Genomic DNA, 16,497 nt, shown 5'->3' on the forward strand with positions numbered 1-16,497 from the left:
GCCGACGCCGACTCCGACGCTGCGGCGGTTTTCCAGGCTGCCCATGATGATGTCCTCCGGCCCCGCGCTCATGCGGCGGCCCCTTCTTTCTTGAACAGGTCGCGGAAGACCGGGTAGATCTGCGCCACCTCGACGGCCTTGCGCATCGCGAAGTGATGCACCTCGTCCTCGAGCTTGGCGTACTCCTCCCACAGGTTCTGCTCCGCCTCGGCGACCTGCACGTAGGCGTAGTAGCGGCACAGCGGCAGGATCTTGTCGGCCAGCAACTCGCGGCAGCGGCCGCTGTCGTGATGCCAGTTGTCGCCGTCGCTGGCCTGCGCGCCGTAGATGTTCCAGTCGCCGGCCGGATAGCGGGCGCGGATGATCTCCTCCATCAGCACCAGCGCCGAGGACACCACCGTGCCGCCGGTCTCGGTGGCGTGGAAGAAGTTCTGCTCGTCGACTTCCTGCGCCTGCGTGTGGTGGCGGATGAAGACGACCTCGATCTTCTCGTAGTGCCGCGTGAGGAACAGGTACAGCAGGATGAAGAAACGCTTGGCCAGGTCCTTGCGGCTCTCATCCATCGAACCCGACACGTCCATCAGGCAGAACATCACCGCGCGCGTGGTCGGCTGCGGCACCTTGATGCGGTTGCGGAAGCGCAGGTCGATCGGGTCGAGGAAGGGGATGGCGCCAATGCGCTGGCGCAGCAGCACGATGCGGGCCTCGGTCTCGGCGATCAGCGCCTGGATCTCGGGCCGGCGCACGTCCTCTTCCTGCCGCAGCGTCTGCAGCCGGGTCTCGAGTTCGCTGAGCTCGCGCCGCTTGTCCATGCCCAGCGCGATGCGCCGTCCGAGCGCACCGCGCATCGAGCGCACCACATGCAGGTTGGTCGGCGTGCCGTCGGTGACGTAGCCGGCCCGCACGGTCTTGTACTCGGGGGTCTCGGCCAGCGTCGTGCGTGCGAGGTTGGGCAGCGCCAGGTCCTCGAAGAAGACCTGCATGAACTCCTCCTTGCTGAGGTGGAAGACGAAGTCGTCCTCGCCCTCGCCGGAGTCGCTGGCCTGCGAGCCGCCGCCACCGCCCTGGCCGCCTTGTGGCTTGCCGATGCGGTCGCCCTTGATGTGCTCGGTGTTGCCGGGGCGGACGACCTCGCGGATGCCGCCCTCGCCATGGTTGAACACCGGCTCGCTCAGGTCGCGCTTGGGGATGTGCACATCCTCGCCGCGCTCCATGTCGCGGATGCCGCGCTTGTCCACCGCGCGGCGCACCGCCTCGCGGATCTGGTCTCGATAGCGGCGCAGGAAGCGCTCGCGATTCCCGATCGACTTGTTCTTGCCCGACAGCCGTCTATCGATGATTTGTTGAAGGCCGGTCATGGGGACCTCGCTGGTTCTCGTCGTGGGAGCCCCGCGCCGCGCCGTTGCCTGGCGCCGGCGCGCGGCCCGTGTCCTCAGCTCGACTTCCTCACCCGCAGGTACCACTCGCAGAGCAGCCGCACCTGCTTGGGCGTGTAGCCCTTGTCGACCATGCGCTGCACGAAGTTCTCATGCTTCTTGGCCTCGTCGGCGCTCGCCTTCGCGTTGAAGCTGATGACGGGGAGCAGCTCCTCGGTGTTGGAGAACATCTTCTTCTCGATCACCGTGCGCAGCTTCTCGTAGCTGGTCCATGTCGGGTTCTTGCCGGCGTTGTTGGCGCGCGCCCGCAGCACGAAGTTCACGATCTCGTTGCGGAAGTCCTTGGGATTGCTGATGCCCGCGGGCTTCTCGATCTTCTCGAGCTCCGCGTTCAGCGCCGAGCGGTCGAACACCTCGCCGGTGTCCGTGTCGCGGTATTCCTGATCCTGGATCCAGTAGTCCGCGTAGGTCACGTAGCGGTCGAAGATGTTCTGGCCGTACTCGCTGTAGCTCTCCAGGTAGGCGGTCTGGATCTCCTTGCCGATGAACTCCGCATAGCGCGGCGACAGCACCTCCTTGATGAAGCCGACGTACTTCTGCTCGGCCTCCTGCGGGAACTGCTCGCGCTCGATCTGCTGCTCCAGCACGTACATCAGGTGCACCGGATTGGCGGCCACTTCCGTCGAGTCGAAGTTGAAGACCTTGGACAGGATCTTGTACGCGAAGCGCGTCGAGATGCCCGCCATGCCTTCATCGACGCCGGCGTAGTCGCGGTACTCCTGGATGGACTTGGCCTTGGGGTCGGTGTCCTTCAGGTTCTCGCCGTCATAGATCTGCATCTTGCTGAAGGCGCTGGAGTTCTCCGGATCCTTCAGCCGCGTCAGCACCGCGAACTGCGCCATCATCTTCAGCGTGCCGGGGGCGCACTTGGCCTCGGCCAGCGAGGAGTTGCGGATCAGCTTCTCGTAGATCTTCACTTCCTCGCTGACGCGCAGGCAGTACGGGACCTTGACGATGTAGATGCGGTCGAGGAAGGCCTCGTTGTTCTTGTTGTTGCGGAAGGTCTTCCACTCGCTCTCGTTGCTGTGGGCCAGCACGATGCCGTCGAAGGGGATCGCGCCGAAGCCCTCGGTGCCCTTGAAGTTGCCTTCCTGCGTCGCGGTCAGCAGCGGGTGCAGCACCTTGATCGGCGCCTTGAACATCTCGACGAACTCCAGCAGCCCCTGGTTGGCCAGGCACAGGCCGCCGGAATAGCTGTAGGCATCGGGGTCGTCCTGCGCATAGGTCTCGAGCTTGCGGATGTCGACCTTGCCCACCAGCGAGCTGATGTCCTGGTTGTTCTCGTCGCCCGGCTCGGTCTTGGCCACGCCGATCTGCTTGAGCATGCTCGGGAGCCGCTTGACGACCTTGAACTTGCGGATGTCGCCGCCGTATTCATCGAGCCGCTTCACCGCCCACGGGCTCAGGATGCGGTTGAGATAGCGGCGCGGGATGCCGTACTCGCGCTCGAGCAGCGGACCGTCCTCGACCGGATCGAACAGCCCCAGCGGGCTTTCGTTCACCGGGCTGTCCTTGAGCGCGTAGAACGGCACGTGCTCCATCAGCTGCTTGAGCCGCTCCGCGATGGAGCTCTTGCCGCCGCCCACCGGGCCCAGCAGATACAGGATCTGCTTCTTTTCCTCCAGCCCTTGCGCGGCATGGCGGAAGTAGCTGACGACCTGCTCGATTGCGTCCTCCATGCCGAAGAACTCGGCGAAGGCCGGATAGATCTTGATGACCTTGTTCTGGAAGATGCGCGACAGCCGCGGGTCATTGCGCGTGTCCAGCATCTGCGGCTCGCCGATGGCCTTGAGCATGCGCTCGGCCGCGGTGGCATAGGCGAGGGGATTTCGCTTGCACTCGTCCAGGTACTCCTCCAGTGTGAGTTCCTCGACCTTGCTGCGCTCGTAGCGAGCGGCGAAATGGCTGATCACATCCATGCTGACCTCCAGAGTAGTTCGTGGGGAGGCGACGCGGACCCGTGCAATGACGGACCCCGCATCGTCCAGGAAGTTCTGGCGACGTCCATGACTCAAGGCGTCATCAGAGCTTTCCGAGCTCAGCGTGCTTTCAGCAAACGGCCAGCCCATGCTGGCTCAAAGACCGCCGCCCCATGTCCGGTCCCGTGGACAACCTCGAAGGCGGCGAGGCTTTGGTGGAGCCATGCTACGCCCATCGGCACCGATGCGCGAGAGCAAGACGTGACCCCGTTGTACTCCCTCACGCAACGTCTGTGAAGCATTGCCGTTGACCGTCCCCCCGGGCCGGGGACCTGTGGGAAGTACGAAGGAGACGGCACGCGTCCCGCGTGCCATCCTCATGGTTTGCCGGCCCGCGAGGCGGGCCGGGCGGGCTCACTCGCCGGCGCCCGGCGGCCGCAGCTTTTGCAGCAAGCCATTCAATTCGTCCAGCGAGCCGAAGCTGATCGCGACCTCGCCCTGTTCGCCGCGCTTGGTCTTCTTGCGGACGCGGATCTCGACCTGCGCGGTCAGCAGGTCCGACAGCTCTTCCTCGAGCCGCAGCACGTCGCGGCTCTTGTCCGACTTGACGCGCAGCAGCGGGGCCTGGCGGCCCGCGCCCTGCTGACGCTGCACGAGCTTCTCGGCCTCGCGCACGCTGAGCTTCTTGGCCGCGATCTCGGTCGCGCTGGTGATCTGGTGGGCGCCGTCCAGGGCCAGCAGCGCGCGCGCGTGGCCCATGTCGATGTCGCCGGCCATGAGCATGTTCTGGACCGGTTCGGCCAGGTTGAGCAGGCGCAGCAGGTTGGAGGCCGCGCTGCGCGAACGGCCCACTGCCTGCGCCGCCTGGTCGTGCGTCAGGCCGAACTCGTCGACCAGCCGCTTCAGGCCCTGCGCCTCCTCGAGCGCGTTGAGGTCCTCGCGCTGGATGTTCTCGATCAGCGCCATCGCGGCGGCGGCCTCGTCGGGCACCGGCTTGACCAGCACCGGTACCTCGGCCAGGCCGGCCAGACGGGCGGCGCGGAAGCGGCGCTCGCCGGCGATGATCTCGTAGCGCACCGCGCCATTGGGCGCGATCGGGCGCACCAGGATCGGCTGCATGATCCCCTGCGCCTTGATGCTCTCGGCCAGCTCGTAGAGCGAGCCCTCGTCCATGCGGGTGCGCGGCTGGTACTTGCCGGCCTGCAGCTGCGCCAGCGGCAGCACGCCGGGTTCGCCGTCGCGCACCGAAGGTGCGTCGCTCACTTTGGGGCCCAGCAGGGCCTCCAGGCCCATGCCGAGGCCCTTGGGTTTCTTTGTCGCCATGGGGCGCGATTCTCCGCGATTCGGGGATGGGGCCGTCAGCCTTGTGCCGCGGTCATGCGGCCAGGCGCTTGAGCAGCGCGCGGCCCTCGGGCCAGTCGCCCAGCCCCGAGGCCGCGTTGACATGGCCCAGCGGGCCGGCGAGGACGAATTCCGCGCCCCAGTCCGCGGCCATGCCGGCGGCGCGCTCGGGGCTGCAGAAGGGATCGTCGCTGGACGCGACGACGATCGAAGCGAAGGGCAGGCGAGGGCGGCGGATCGGGCGCCAGTTGTGGAGCTGCGGCGGGGTGTCGTCGCGCTCGGTGTCGGGCGGCGCGACGAGCAGCGCGCCCTGCACGCGCGCGGTGTGGGCCGAATGCGCCGCCCAGGCGGCCACGAGCTGGCAGCCCAGGCTGTGCGCGACCAGCAGCGCCGGCCGCTCCCGCAGGCGCGCATCGTGCTGCAGCACTTCGTCGAGCCGGGCCATCCAGTCACCGCGGCGCGGCCATTCCCAGTCGTTCTGCTCGACGCGGGTGTCGCCGTGCAGGCGCTGCCAGGCGCTCTGCCAGTGATCGGGGTCGGAGTTCAGCCAGCCCGGCAGCAGGTAGACGGGGCGCGCGATGGCCTGGGCATCGAGGGCATTCGTCGGAATCGGGTGCTGTGACATCTGTTGGCCTTATGCTTCGCGCTTTCTTCGGGAGGGTCCCGGAGGCAGCGGATTTTGCAGGAGCGGCGATGAAGTACGCGGTGTATGTCGACGGGCAGGAAGGCACGACCGGCCTGCGCATCAATGAATATCTGGCGCAACGCGCCGACATCGAGGTGCTGCGCATCGACGCCGACAAGCGCAAGGATCCCGCCGAGCGCGCGCGGCTGCTGAACGCGGCCGACGTCGCCTTCCTGTGCCTGCCGGACGCAGCCTCGCGGGAAGCGGCCGCGATGGTGAGCAATCCCAACACCTGCCTGATCGATGCCAGCACCGCGCACCGCACCGCGCCGGGCTGGGCCTTCGGCCTGCCGGAGCTGGCCAAGGGCCAGCGCGCCGCGATTCGCGAGTCCAAGCGCATCGCCAATCCGGGCTGCCATGCCAGCGCCTTCATCCTGGCGGTGCGTCCGCTGGTCAATGCCGGCCTGCTCCCCGCGGACGCGCTGGTGTCGGCGACGTCGATCACGGGCTACTCCGGCGGCGGCAAGTCCATGATCGCGGAGTACGAGGCGGGCGGAAATCCGAAGCTGACCGCGCCGCGCCCGTATGCGCTGGGCCTGGCCCACAAGCATCTGCCGGAGATGATGGCCCATACCGGCCTGACGACCGCGCCGGTGTTCATGCCCATCGTCGCCAACTTCTACAAGGGCTTGGGCGTGACGGTGCCGCTGCACCTGAGCCAGCTGCGCGCCGGCACGACGCCGCAGCAGGTCCGCGACGCGCTGGCCGCGCATTACGAGGGCGAGCGCTTCGTCCACGTGAAGCCGCTGCGCGATCCGGACACGCTGGCGGGCGGCTTCTTCGACGTGCAGGCCTGCAACGACACGAACAACGTCGACCTGTTCGTGTTCGGCAGCGAGCAGCAGATCCTGGTGATGGCGCGACTGGACAACCTGGGCAAGGGCGCGAGCGGCGCCGCGGTGCAGAGCATGAACGTGCACCTGGGCGTCGACGAGTCGCTGGGCCTGATGGGTCCGGACGTGAACAGCATCTGATGGCTGATCCAGAGCGGTCCGTGGTCAGGGAGTGGCGCCGGGATGGCGCCGTGCCGCGGACCGGCCTCGACGCGATCCGTGATGGCGTGATCGCCCACGGACGCCAGCAAGCGCAGGGCAGCGATGCCGAAGACATCGCCGTCGCGCTCTACGACGGCGACACGCTGATCGCCGGTGCCTTCGGCCGCACCGAGTTCCAGCGGCTCTACGTGAGCTTCCTGTGGGTCCACGCGGACCATCGGGGGCAGGGCCTGGGCGGCGATTGCCTTCGGCAGATCGAGGCGATGGCGCTGAAGCGCGGTTGCGTCGACGCGTTGATCGAAACCCTGCTCGATGAGGTCGCCGAGATCTACGAGCACCTCGGATACGCCTGCGTCAGCCATGTGCACGACTTCGTGCCGGGCTTCACCCGGCACACGCTGCTGAAGGTCTGGCAGCCGCGCGACTGAGCGCGTTGAGCACCGCGCGGGGCGCTCAGTCCCAGGTGCGCGGATCGTCGCTGCGGTAGTGGTAGTCGTAGGCGCGCTGGAAGCCGAGGGCGGCGTACAGGCGCTTGGCCGCTTCGTTCTCGGCGGCGACCTGCAGATATCCCGTCGTGGCCCCTTGACGGCGTGCGACGGCCAGCAACGCGGCGCAGAGCTGGCGGCCATGCCCGCGGCCGCGCTGGGCCGGCGGGGTGAAGATGTCGAACAGGCCGGCCATGGCGCCCGGCGAGGATCCGTCGCTCAAGGGATGGGTCGCAGGATCGATTGCGGGATCGATCGCGACTTGGCCGCAGGCGAGCAGTTCGCCATCGCGCACCAGACGGAAGGCCTGATGCCGGACGGTGGCCTGTTCCAGCCGGCGGGCGTGACCGTCGATCTCGGCGGCATCGGAGCCGCGCAGGCCGCCGATCAACTCGGCGTATTCGGCGGAGGACAGCGCTTCGAGACCGCCGTCCTCATCGAAGCCGTCGAGTGTGGGCAGCACCCACACCTCGGACGGACCGAAGGCGCGCCAGCCGAGGGCATCCAGCTGCTGGGCGAGGTCGGCCGGTTGGCTGAAGGGGGTGAGCCGCAGGATCAGCGGCAAGCCGGCTTGGTCGAAGGCGGCGCGGCAGCGTCGCAGGATCTCTTGCAGCGGCAGCGATCCCGCCGCGATCGCATTCACGCAGCGCGAGCGGCGCGCGTGTCCCGGCGAGAGCCGCAACAGCCAGCCATCCACATGCGCTTCACGTGGCGCCGAGGCCGCATTGAGCCCGGCAAGTTCGGCCCGGCGGGCGAGGGCGTCCAGGTGGGGCAGCACGGCGGCCTCCCGCTCAGCGCATCGCGCCGACGCGCTTGACCATTTCCTTGGCGAAGTCGATGAACGCGTGCGCGCCCTTCGATCCGCCATCGAAGACGACTCCCGGCAGTCCATAGCTGGGCGCCTCGGCCAAGCGGACGTTGCGGGGGATGACCGTGTCGAAGACCTTGTCGCCGAAGTGCGCCTTCAGCTGCTCGCTGACCTGCTGCTGCAGCGTGATCCGGGGATCAAACATCACGCGCAGCAGGCCAATGATCTGCAGGTCCGGATTCAGATTGGCGTGGATCTGCTTGATCGTGTTGACCAGGTCGGTCAGGCCTTCCAGCGCGAAGTATTCGCACTGCATGGGCACCACGACGCCGTGGGCCGAGCACAAGCCGTTCAGCGTCAGCATGGACAGCGAGGGCGGGCAGTCGATCAGGACGAAGTCGTAATCGTTGGCCGCAGCGCTCAGGGCGGCCTTGAGCCGGTTCTCGCGGCGCTCAAGCTCCACCAGCTCCACTTCGGCACCGGCCAGTTCGCGGTTGGCGCCGAGCACGTCGTAACCGGCTTTCTCGCTGTGCTGCTTGGCTTCGGCGATGGTGGCCGACTCAAGCAGCACGTCATAGACGGTCAGGGGCAGGGCGCGCTTGTCGATGCCCGATCCCATCGTCGCATTGCCCTGCGGATCGAGGTCCACGACCAGTACGCGTTGCCCGACCTTGGCCAGACCGGCGGCCAGATTCACCGTGGTGGTGGTCTTGCCGACACCGCCTTTTTGATTCGCAACGCAGAAGATCTTGGCCATGAATGGTCGGGGAACGAGCGGCTGGAGAGGGGCGGAGCTTAACCGATGGAAGCGGCGGGGCGGATCCAGAGCAGGCAGCGCTGGGCGTCGAGCCCCGGAACTTGAAGCTGTTCCACGTGGAACACGGACAGATCCGGTGCGCGTTGGGCGAGTTCCGCGAGCTCTTCAGCAGGGTGCTGACCTTTCATGGCGGCCCAGACCGCGCTCGGCTTCAGATGCATCCGCGTCCACTCGGTGAAGTCGGCGAGCGAGGCGAAGGCGCGAGACGTGATGACGTCGAACGGCTCCGTCCTCAGCTTTTCCACGCGAGCGTGCTCTGCTCGCAGATTGGGCAAACCGATCTCCGCAGCGACCTGCGCGATGAAGAAAGCCTTCTTGCCCACCGTGTCCACGCAGGTCACCGAAATCGCCGGATCGCAGATCGCGATGACGACGCCAGGCAAGCCGCCGCCGCTTCCCACATCCATCAGGCGCAGCGGCCGCCCATCCGCATGGCGGCGCAGTGGCGGAATGAGGCTGAGGCTGTCCACCAGATGCTGCGTCAGCATCGCTTCCGGATCCCGGACCGCCGTCAGGTTGTAGACCTTGTTCCACTTCGAGAGCAGTCCCAGGTAAGCGATCAGCTGATCGAGTTGCTGGTCGCTGAGGCCGAGCTGGAGTTCCTCCGCAGCGGCGGCGAGTCGGGAGCGCAGGTCGAGTTCGGTCATCTACGGCGGGGAAGGTCGGTGCGTTGAGCTACTGGGGAAGCGCGGGAAAGGGGTAGCGCTCGTCAGGCGGTGGCGGATTCACTCGCCGCTTCCTGGTCGGTGAAGCCCTTGAAGCGGCCCTTGCGCAAGTGAATCAGCAGCAGCGAAATCGCTGCCGGTGTGATGCCGGAAATGCGCGAGGCTTGGCCCAGCGTCTCCGGCCGATGCTTGTTCAGCTTCTGTCTGGCTTCGAAGGAGAGGGCGGTGACGAGGCCGTAGTCGAGGTCCTCGGGCAGCTTCAGGTGCTCGTAGTTGGACGCGCGGGCGACGTCCTCCTGCTGCTTGCTGATGTAGCCGGCGTACTTCACGCTGATCTCGACTTGTTCGACCACGGCGTCCGCCACGTCTCTGCCCAGCGATTCCGCCAGCGCAGCGCGAGACACACCGGCCTCGGGCCGGGCGATCGCCGCGACTTCGGCGACCGTGTCGAAGGTGACGCCGGGACGGCGCAACAGGTCGACGAGGTTGTATTCCCGCTCGAGCGCCTTGCCCACGAGCCGCTCCGCCTCCGAGGCGGGAAGGATGTTCGGGTGCACCCAAGTCGCCTTCAGCTTCTCTGTTTCACGTGAAACAGCATCGCGCTTCCTATTGAAGGCATCCCACCGCGCGTCGTCCACGAGGCCCAGTTGCCGCCCCGCCTCGGTCAGGCGCATGTCGGCGTTGTCCTCGCGGAGCTGCAGGCGGAACTCGGCGCGGCTCGTGAACATGCGGTAGGGCTCGGTGACGCCCTTGGTGATCAGGTCGTCCACCAGTACGCCCAGGTAGGCCTGGTCACGGCTTGGCAGCCAGGCATCCTTACCCTGCACCTGCAGCGCCGCGTTCAGACCTGCGAACAAGCCCTGCGCCGCCGCCTCTTCATAGCCCGTGGTCCCATTGATCTGTCCAGCGAAAAAGAGGCCGCCGATGGCGCGCGTCTCGAAGCTCGACTTGAGTTCGCGCGGGTCGAAGTAGTCGTATTCGATGGCGTAGCCGGGGCGCAGGATGTGCGCGTTCTCCAGACCCGGAATGGATTGCACCGCCGCCAACTGGATGTCGAAGGGCAGGGAGGTCGAGATGCCGTTCGGATAGAACTCGTGCGTCGTCAGGCCTTCCGGCTCCAGGAAGATCTGGTGCGAGTCCTTGTCGGCGAAGCGATTGATCTTGTCCTCGATGGACGGGCAGTAGCGCGGCCCGACGCCCTCGATCACGCCGGTGAACATCGGGCTGCGGTCAAAGCCGGAGCGGATGATCTCGTGGGTGCGCTCGTTGGTGTGCGTGATCCAGCAGGGCAGTTGCCTTGGATGCTGTGCGGCGTTCCCCATGAAGCTGAACACCGGCACGGGGTCCAGGTCTCCGGGCTGCTCGACGCACTTGGAGAAATCGATCGTCCGGCCGTCCAGGCGCGGCGGCGTTCCGGTCTTCAGCCGGCCTTGCGGCAGCTTCAGTTCCTTGAGCCGGCCCGACAGCGACACGGCCGGCGGATCGCCGGCCCGGCCGGCGGCGTAGTTGTCCAGGCCGATGTGGATGCGTCCGTCGAGGAAGGTGCCGGCGGTCAGCACCACGGCGCGGGCGCGGAAGCGCAGGCCCGACTGGGTGACGGCGCCCACCACGCGATCGCCTTCCACCATCAGGTCGTCGACAGCCTGCTGGAACAGCATCAGGTGGGGCTGGTTCTCGAGCCGGTGGCGGATGGCCGCCTTGTAGAGGATGCGGTCCGCCTGGGCGCGGGTGGCGCGCACGGCCGGCCCCTTCGAGCCGTTGAGGATGCGGAACTGGATGCCGCCTTCGTCGGTCGCGGCGGCCATCGCGCCGCCGAGCGCGTCGACCTCCTTCACCAGGTGGCCCTTGCCGATGCCGCCGATCGACGGGTTGCAGCTCATCTGGCCGAGCGTCTCGATGTTGTGGGTCAGCAGCAGCGTGCTGACGCCCATGCGGGCGGCGGCCAGCGCGGCTTCGGTGCCGGCATGACCACCACCGACCACGATCACGTCGAACTCTTTCGGATAAAGCATGGCAAGGCGTCCAGCAGGATCGGCGATGGACAGCCGGCTGGCGTTCAGATGAGGGAAGGGCGCGATTTTACGCGGGGCTGTGGATAAGTCACCGTCCCAGGGGCATGCGCGGCGAACCGGAAAGGTGCTGATTTCACCCGCGCGGCGACAATCCGGCGGTCATGAACTGCCGCCCTCATTGCGCCGCCTGCTGCATCGCGCCCTCGATCAGCAGCCCGATCCCTGGCATGCCGCACGGCAAGCCGGCTGGCGTGCGTTGCATCCAGCTCGACGACGACCTGCGCTGCAAGATCTTCGGACGGCCGGAGCGGCCGGCGGTCTGCGGCTCGCTGCCGCCGCACGAGGACATGTGCGGCGACAGCCGCGAGCAGGCGATGCGCTGGCTGGGGTGGATGGAAGAGCAGACGGCCCCTGCGCCGCTGCCCGAGCCGCGTCCCCTTTCGCCCGTGCGCTGACGCGGCGACAGCGCGCTGAAAGCGCGCCGCCCGTAGAGTCGGTGTTTCCAGAAGATCACATCGGAGACACCGCATGACCCCCACCGACGAGGCCCGCCGCCGCTTCCTCCTGCAATCCACCGCGCTTGGCGCCGGAGCCGCCTTTGGCTCGGCGGCCGGGCCTGCTCTCGCGCAGGCCGCCTGGCCCTCGCGCAACGTGCGGCTGGTCGTGCCTTTCGCGCCGGGCGGCAGCAGTGAAATCGTCGCGCGCGCCACCGCGGCCGAGCTCAGCAAGACGCTGGGCCAGTCGGTCTATGTGGACAACAAGCCAGGCGGTGGCGGCAACATCGCCATGGGCGAGGTCGCCCGCGCCGAGGACCAGCACACGCTGATCCTCGGGCACATCGGCACGCTGGCGGTGAACCCGTACATCTACGACAAGCTGCCCTACGACCCCAACCGAGACTTCAAGCCGATCACGCTGCTGGCCAAGGTGCCCAGCCTCTACGTCGTCCATCCGGACGTGCCGGCGCGCAACCTGAAGGAGTTCGTGGCGCTGGTGCGCAAGAGTCCGGGCAAGTACAGCTACGGCTCGGCCGGCAACGGCAGCGCGGGCCATCTCGCGATGGAGTACCTGAAGATGGTCGCTGACCTCTTCATCCTGCATGTCCCCTACCGAGGCACCGGACCGCAGCTGACGGACCTGCTGGCGGGTCGCCTGGAGGCTGCCTCGGTGGGTGCGCCGGCGATCCTGCAGTTCATCAAGGCGGGCAAGCTGCGCTGCATCGCGACCGGCTCCAAGGAGCGGCTGCCGCAGTTGCCGGACGTGCCGACGGTGGCGGAGCAAGGCTATCCCGGCTTCGAGATGACGCAGTGGTACGGGCTGTGCGCGCCCGCCAATCTGCAGCCGGCGCATGTGGACAAGCTCGCGGCCGAATCGGCCAAGGCGATCAAGTCCGCCACCGCGCGCGAGCGCCTGAGTCACGACGCCGCCGAGGCCATCGGCAACACGCCGGCCCAATTCGCCGCCTTCATTGCCCAGGAACAGCAGCGCTGGAAGCAGGTCGTCGCCCGCGCCCAGATCAAGCCCGACTGAGTCAACGCTCGCCTCGAGCGGAGGAAGCCCAGGGGCAGGGCGACGATTTAGCGAGCGTATGAGGAGTCCTGCCCCTGGGCTTCCTCTGCTGCGCTCGGTCGAAGCAGGAAGCCGTCAGGCCTGATGCACGGTCCGCAGATCCTGCACCACGCGCCCGCCCTGCAGGCTGACGACGCGCTGTGCTGCCGCGATGGTTTCCGGCCGGTGCGCGATCACGATGCGCGTGAGCGGCAGCTGCCGCAGACTCGCGTTCACGAGCCGCTCGCGTTCCACGTCGAGGGCGCTGGTGGCCTCGTCCAGGAACAGGAACTGCGGCCGCTTGTAGAGCGCCCGCGCGAGCAGGATGCGCTGGCGCTGTCCGCCCGACAGGCTCGATCCCATGTCGCCGATCAGTGTCTGGAAGCGCATCGGCATGGCCTCGATGTCTTCGAGCACGCAGGCCAGCCGCGCGCATTCCCGGACCCAGTCGGGGTCGACGTCGAGGTCGAAGAAGCTGATGTTGTCGGCGATGCTGCCGGCGAAGAGCTGGTCGTCCTGCATCACCGTGCCGATGCGCTCGCGCCAGGCATTCGCACCGAGCTGGGCCAGCGCGACGCCGCCGATGCGGATCTCGCCGTGCTGTGGCGCGTGGATGCCCAGCATCAGCTTCATCAGCGTGGTCTTGCCGCAGCCCGACGGGCCGACGATCGCGACCGACTCGCCGGGTTCGATGCGCAGCGAGCAGCCGGCGATGACCTCGGGCTCGCCGTCGGCATAGCGAAAGCGCAGCGCGTCGAGTTCCAGTGCCGATTCGCGCGGCACCGCGCGGCCGGGTGCGTCGAGTTCGGCCTCGGGCGCGGTCAGCACGATGTCGGCGAGCCGCTCGCCCTGCAGGCGCAGCATCTTGAGAGCGACGACCTTGTCGATCAGCCCCGCGATGCGCTGACTGAACTGGTCCTTGTAGGCGAGGAACGCGAACAGCATCCCCACCGAGAGTTCCTTGTCCAGCACCAGCATCGCGCCCATCGCGACGATGGCCACGCGCTCCAGCCCGAACAGCAGCTTGTTGCCCTGCGTCATGCCGAGTTCGAGCTTGCGCCCGGTCAGCGAGGCATTCATCTGCTCGACCACCAGATTGGCGAAGCGCGCGCTGCGATCGGCCTGCGCGTTGAACAGCTTGATCGCCTGCGCGCCGCGCAGCGATTCGAGGAAGTGGGTGTTCTGGCGCGCCTCATGGGTCAGCGCCTCTTCCTGCGCGTTGCGCAGCGGGCGGAAGAAGGCCCAGCGCAGCAGCGCGTAGCCGGCCACCGCGGTCAGCGCCACCGCCGTCAGCCGTCCGCTGTAGAGCAGCATCATGGCCAGCGTCAGCAGCACCATCAGCCCGTCCAGGACGGCCTCGATGAAGCTGCCGGTCAGCGTCTTCTGGATCTCCTGCACGCTGGAGAAGCGCGACCAGATATCGCCGAGATGGCGTTTCTCGAACCAGGCCAGCGGCAGCCGCAGCAGGTGCGAGAACACATTGGAGAGCCACTGCAGGTTGAGCGAGGCCGACAGGATCATCACCGCCCAGGAGCGCAGGATCCCGACGCCGACCTGCAGCAGCACCAGCAGCGCGAAGCCGATGCCCAGCGTGACGAGCAGGTCGCGGTCGGCGCTGACGATGACGCCGTCGACGGTCCATTGCAGCAGGAAGGGCGCGAGCAGGCCCAGCAGTTCGAGGCCCAGCGCCAGCGCCAGGACTTGCGCCACCGAGCGCTTGAGCCCGCTCACATGGCCGAGCAGCTGGCGCCACTTCGGCGCCGGCGCCGGCGCCTTGCGCGCGAAGTCCATGCCCGGCCGCAGCTCGAGCGCCACGCCGGTGAAGTGCTTGGAGACCTCGGCCAGCGGCAGGCGGCGCTCGCCCAGGGCCGGGTCGAGGATCACGGCGCGATCGCCCTGGATGCCGTCCAGCACGACGAAGTGGTTGAAGTCCCAGTGCAGGATGCAAGGCGTCTGCAGCTTGTGCAGCGTCTGCGGCTCGGCGCGCAGCGCGCGGGCGGTGAGGCCCAGCTGCGCGCCCATGCGCACCAGGTCGGCCATCGTCAGGCCCTTGAGCGAGACGGCGAAGCGGTCGCGCAACTCGCCCAGGCTCCAGCGCTGGCCATGCGCCGCGGCCACCATCGCCAGGCAGGCAAGGCCGCACTCGGCAGCCTCGGTCTGCAGGATGACGGGACGGCGGCGGCGCCAGCCGAGATTCAGCCGGGCGAGGGCGCCGGCGGCAGGGGCATCAGACACGACGGACGAGGCTCAGCAGCGGTTCGAAGATCCATTCGATCAGACGGCGCCGTTCGAGCAGCACGTCCGCTTCGAGCAGCATACCGGGGCTGAGCGACTGATCCTGGCCATAGGCCTCGACCGACTGGCGTTGCAGCTGCACGGTGATGCGGTACATCGGCTCGCCTTGCGCCATCGCGGCCGGGAGGCCCAGCTGCGCGAGTTCAGCGGCCTGCAGCGGCGTGCGCGAGACCTGCAGGACCTCGCCCTCCTGCTGGCCGAATTTCTGATACGGGAAGGCCTGGTAGCGCAGCAGCACCGCCTGATGCGGGCGCAGGAAGCCGACGGCGCTCGAGGGGGCGTAGAGATGCGCCTGCAGCGGCGTGCGGGCGGGGAGCAGGGCAGCGAGCTGGGTGCCGGCCTGCACGACCTGGCCCGGCTCGGCGAGCACGGTGCTCATCTGGCCGTCGCTGGGGGCGCGCAGCACGAGCCGGCGCCGCGCTTCGTTCTCGACGCCCTGCGCCTGCAGCGCGGCGATGTCGCGGGCCAGTTCCCCCTGCTGGACCTGAGCCTTCAAGGGGATTGCCTGAAGCTCAGCTTGCAAGCCCAACGCCTCCCGCTGCAGGTTTTCGCGCTCACGCGAAAGTGCCTGCCGTTGGGCCTGCAAGCCAAGCAACTCCTCCCGCTTCGTCTGGACTTGGGCGCTCGAGACGAACTGGTCCTTCGCCAGCGACTCGAGCCGTCCCAGACTCTGCCGCGCGAGCGCCTCGCGCTCCGCATGCAGCTGCAGCTCGGCATCGGCCTGCCGCAGCGTGGATCCCAGCGTGGCGATGCGCGCCTTCAGCGCCGCCGCCTGGCTCTGCGCCAGCTCGCGCTGCTGCGCCTGCGCGGCGCCCAGCGATTGCTCGCGCTCCTTCAAGGTCCGCGACAGGCCGTCGCCGGTCGGGTTCGCGCTGTCCAGCGACAGCACGAACAGCACCTCGCCTTCATGCACCTGCTGCCCGTCCTGGACGGGACGTGCCACGACGGTGGCGCTCTGCGGCACGCTCAGCCGCATCACGCCGCGCTCGGGCACCAGCAGGCCATTGACGCGGGCCTTGCGGGTGTACTCCGTGCTGAACAGGAAGACCCCGACGGCCACCACGCCGCCCAGAGCCAGGATGCTCAGCCATCGCAAGGTGGCGGGACGATGCAGTTGCACCGACCCCAGCCAGGCCTGCTGCTGCGAGGCCTGCGCTTCGGCGCGGAAAAGCGCCACCACGATGATTCCTTTTGTTGCGAACCTGACGGGTCGCGATGCAGCCGCGAGGGCTTACCAGGTGCCCTTGGGGGCGGGTTCGGTGTCCACGGCCGTGGTCGCGAGCGACTCGCCGCCGACGACCCAGGTGCCCTTGGGTGCGCCGCCGCCCACATGAACCAGGGTTTGCAGGTCCAACTCGACCAGACCTTCTTCGACTTGCGTGTTGACGGTGACGTTTTGCGGTTGGGCTTGCATGAGAGGCTCCAGATTCGGTGACGTGCCCGGAATGTGTTGAGCACGGGACGAATTGAAGCAGCGAGCCGACACCCGCA

15 protein-coding genes are annotated in these 16,497 nt (G+C 67.8%); 4 read left to right on the plus strand and 11 right to left on the minus strand.

Features of this window, described 5'->3' with window-relative positions; genetic code table 11:
* Nucleotides 1-68: 68 nt before the first annotated feature.
* The 4 genes from ABDW61_RS00810 to ABDW61_RS00825 all read right to left on the minus strand — a co-directional run bounded on the left by ABDW61_RS00810 (nt 69) and on the right by ABDW61_RS00825 (nt 5,321).
* A complete protein-coding gene (locus tag ABDW61_RS00810) occupies nt 69-1,358 on the minus strand; it encodes a YeaH/YhbH family protein (protein WP_343635220.1) in 1,290 nt (429 codons plus the stop codon).
* A 74-nt stretch (nt 1,359-1,432) separates the two neighbouring features.
* Entirely contained in the window at nt 1,433-3,355 is a 1,923-nt protein-coding gene (locus tag ABDW61_RS00815) for a PrkA family serine protein kinase (RefSeq protein ID WP_343635222.1), read from the minus strand.
* A gap of 414 nt (nt 3,356-3,769) precedes the next feature.
* Nucleotides 3,770-4,678 carry a ParB/RepB/Spo0J family partition protein gene (locus ABDW61_RS00820; RefSeq protein ID WP_343635224.1) on the minus strand — a complete coding sequence of 303 codons (909 nt, stop codon included), beginning with the start codon at nt 4,676-4,678 and terminating at the stop codon, nt 3,770-3,772.
* Nucleotides 4,679-4,730: 52 nt separating this feature from the next.
* Nucleotides 4,731-5,321, minus strand: coding sequence for an alpha/beta hydrolase (locus ABDW61_RS00825; RefSeq protein WP_343635226.1), 591 nt, complete (start codon nt 5,319-5,321; stop codon nt 4,731-4,733).
* A gap of 68 nt (nt 5,322-5,389) precedes the next feature.
* Here ABDW61_RS00825 and argC point away from each other — a divergent pair, with 68 nt between their 5' ends.
* The gene (gene argC, locus ABDW61_RS00830; protein ID WP_343635228.1) at nt 5,390-6,355 is read left to right on the plus strand and encodes an N-acetyl-gamma-glutamyl-phosphate reductase; all 966 of its coding nucleotides are present in this window, start codon (nt 5,390-5,392) and stop codon (nt 6,353-6,355) included.
* 50 nt (nt 6,356-6,405) lie between these two features.
* A complete protein-coding gene (locus tag ABDW61_RS00835) occupies nt 6,406-6,804 on the plus strand; it encodes a GNAT family N-acetyltransferase (RefSeq protein WP_343635230.1) in 399 nt (132 codons plus the stop codon).
* A 25-nt stretch (nt 6,805-6,829) separates the two neighbouring features.
* Here the strand turns inward: ABDW61_RS00835 and ABDW61_RS00840 are convergent, their stop codons facing one another.
* The 4 genes from ABDW61_RS00840 to mnmG all read right to left on the minus strand — a co-directional run bounded on the left by ABDW61_RS00840 (nt 6,830) and on the right by mnmG (nt 11,163).
* A complete protein-coding gene (locus ABDW61_RS00840; RefSeq protein ID WP_343635232.1) occupies nt 6,830-7,639 on the minus strand; it encodes a GNAT family N-acetyltransferase in 810 nt (269 codons plus the stop codon).
* A 13-nt stretch (nt 7,640-7,652) separates the two neighbouring features.
* Complete coding sequence (locus tag ABDW61_RS00845; RefSeq protein ID WP_343635234.1) at nt 7,653-8,426, minus strand: AAA family ATPase; 774 nt, start codon at nt 8,424-8,426, stop codon at nt 7,653-7,655.
* Between the two features lie 38 nt (nt 8,427-8,464).
* Nucleotides 8,465-9,133 (minus strand): 16S rRNA (guanine(527)-N(7))-methyltransferase RsmG, encoded by a 669-nt coding sequence (gene rsmG, locus ABDW61_RS00850; RefSeq protein ID WP_343635236.1) that lies wholly within the window; start codon nt 9,131-9,133, stop codon nt 8,465-8,467.
* 62 nt (nt 9,134-9,195) lie between these two features.
* A complete protein-coding gene (gene mnmG, locus ABDW61_RS00855; RefSeq protein WP_343635238.1) occupies nt 9,196-11,163 on the minus strand; it encodes a tRNA uridine-5-carboxymethylaminomethyl(34) synthesis enzyme MnmG in 1,968 nt (655 codons plus the stop codon).
* 161 nt (nt 11,164-11,324) lie between these two features.
* Here mnmG and ABDW61_RS00860 point away from each other — a divergent pair, with 161 nt between their 5' ends.
* Nucleotides 11,325-11,618 (plus strand): YkgJ family cysteine cluster protein, encoded by a 294-nt coding sequence (locus ABDW61_RS00860; protein WP_343635240.1) that lies wholly within the window; start codon nt 11,325-11,327, stop codon nt 11,616-11,618.
* Nucleotides 11,619-11,691: 73 nt separating this feature from the next.
* Entirely contained in the window at nt 11,692-12,693 is a 1,002-nt protein-coding gene (locus ABDW61_RS00865) for a tripartite tricarboxylate transporter substrate binding protein (protein ID WP_343635242.1), read from the plus strand.
* A 114-nt stretch (nt 12,694-12,807) separates the two neighbouring features.
* On the opposite strand, the gene ABDW61_RS00870 is transcribed toward ABDW61_RS00865, so the two are convergent.
* From ABDW61_RS00870 to ABDW61_RS00880, 3 genes are read right to left on the minus strand one after another with little or no spacing between them, the layout of a single operon-like run.
* Nucleotides 12,808-14,946 (minus strand): peptidase domain-containing ABC transporter, encoded by a 2,139-nt coding sequence (locus ABDW61_RS00870; protein ID WP_343635244.1) that lies wholly within the window; start codon nt 14,944-14,946, stop codon nt 12,808-12,810.
* Nucleotides 14,939-16,183: an HlyD family efflux transporter periplasmic adaptor subunit gene (locus ABDW61_RS00875; RefSeq protein ID WP_343635246.1), complete on the minus strand. Its 1,245-nt coding sequence runs from the start codon at nt 16,181-16,183 to the stop codon at nt 14,939-14,941. Before ABDW61_RS00875 ends, ABDW61_RS00870 begins: the two co-directional genes overlap by 8 nt.
* A gap of 54 nt (nt 16,184-16,237) precedes the next feature.
* Complete coding sequence (locus tag ABDW61_RS00880) at nt 16,238-16,420, minus strand: hypothetical protein (RefSeq protein WP_343635248.1); 183 nt, start codon at nt 16,418-16,420, stop codon at nt 16,238-16,240.
* Nucleotides 16,421-16,497 lie beyond the last annotated feature (77 nt).

The organism is Roseateles sp., assembly GCF_039595595.1.
GTDB lineage: Bacteria > Pseudomonadota > Gammaproteobacteria > Burkholderiales > Burkholderiaceae_C > Roseateles.

Coding starts and splice junctions, on each gene's coding strand:
- ABDW61_RS00810 (WP_343635220.1), bottom strand. CDS start 1,358: ATGACCGGCCTTCAACAAATCATCGATAGACGGCTGTCGGGCAAGAAC.
- rsmG (WP_343635236.1), bottom strand. CDS start 9,133: ATGACCGAACTCGACCTGCGCTCCCGACTCGCCGCCGCTGCGGAGGAA.
- ABDW61_RS00880 (WP_343635248.1), bottom strand. CDS start 16,420: ATGCAAGCCCAACCGCAAAACGTCACCGTCAACACGCAAGTCGAAGAA.
- ABDW61_RS00820 (WP_343635224.1), bottom strand. CDS start 4,678: ATGGCGACAAAGAAACCCAAGGGCCTCGGCATGGGCCTGGAGGCCCTG.
- mnmG (WP_343635238.1), bottom strand. CDS start 11,163: ATGCTTTATCCGAAAGAGTTCGACGTGATCGTGGTCGGTGGTGGTCAT.
- ABDW61_RS00865 (WP_343635242.1), top strand. CDS start 11,692: ATGACCCCCACCGACGAGGCCCGCCGCCGCTTCCTCCTGCAATCCACC.
- ABDW61_RS00845 (WP_343635234.1), bottom strand. CDS start 8,426: ATGGCCAAGATCTTCTGCGTTGCGAATCAAAAAGGCGGTGTCGGCAAG.
- ABDW61_RS00825 (WP_343635226.1), bottom strand. CDS start 5,321: ATGTCACAGCACCCGATTCCGACGAATGCCCTCGATGCCCAGGCCATC.
- argC (WP_343635228.1), top strand. CDS start 5,390: ATGAAGTACGCGGTGTATGTCGACGGGCAGGAAGGCACGACCGGCCTG.
- ABDW61_RS00815 (WP_343635222.1), bottom strand. CDS start 3,355: ATGGATGTGATCAGCCATTTCGCCGCTCGCTACGAGCGCAGCAAGGTC.
- ABDW61_RS00860 (WP_343635240.1), top strand. CDS start 11,325: ATGAACTGCCGCCCTCATTGCGCCGCCTGCTGCATCGCGCCCTCGATC.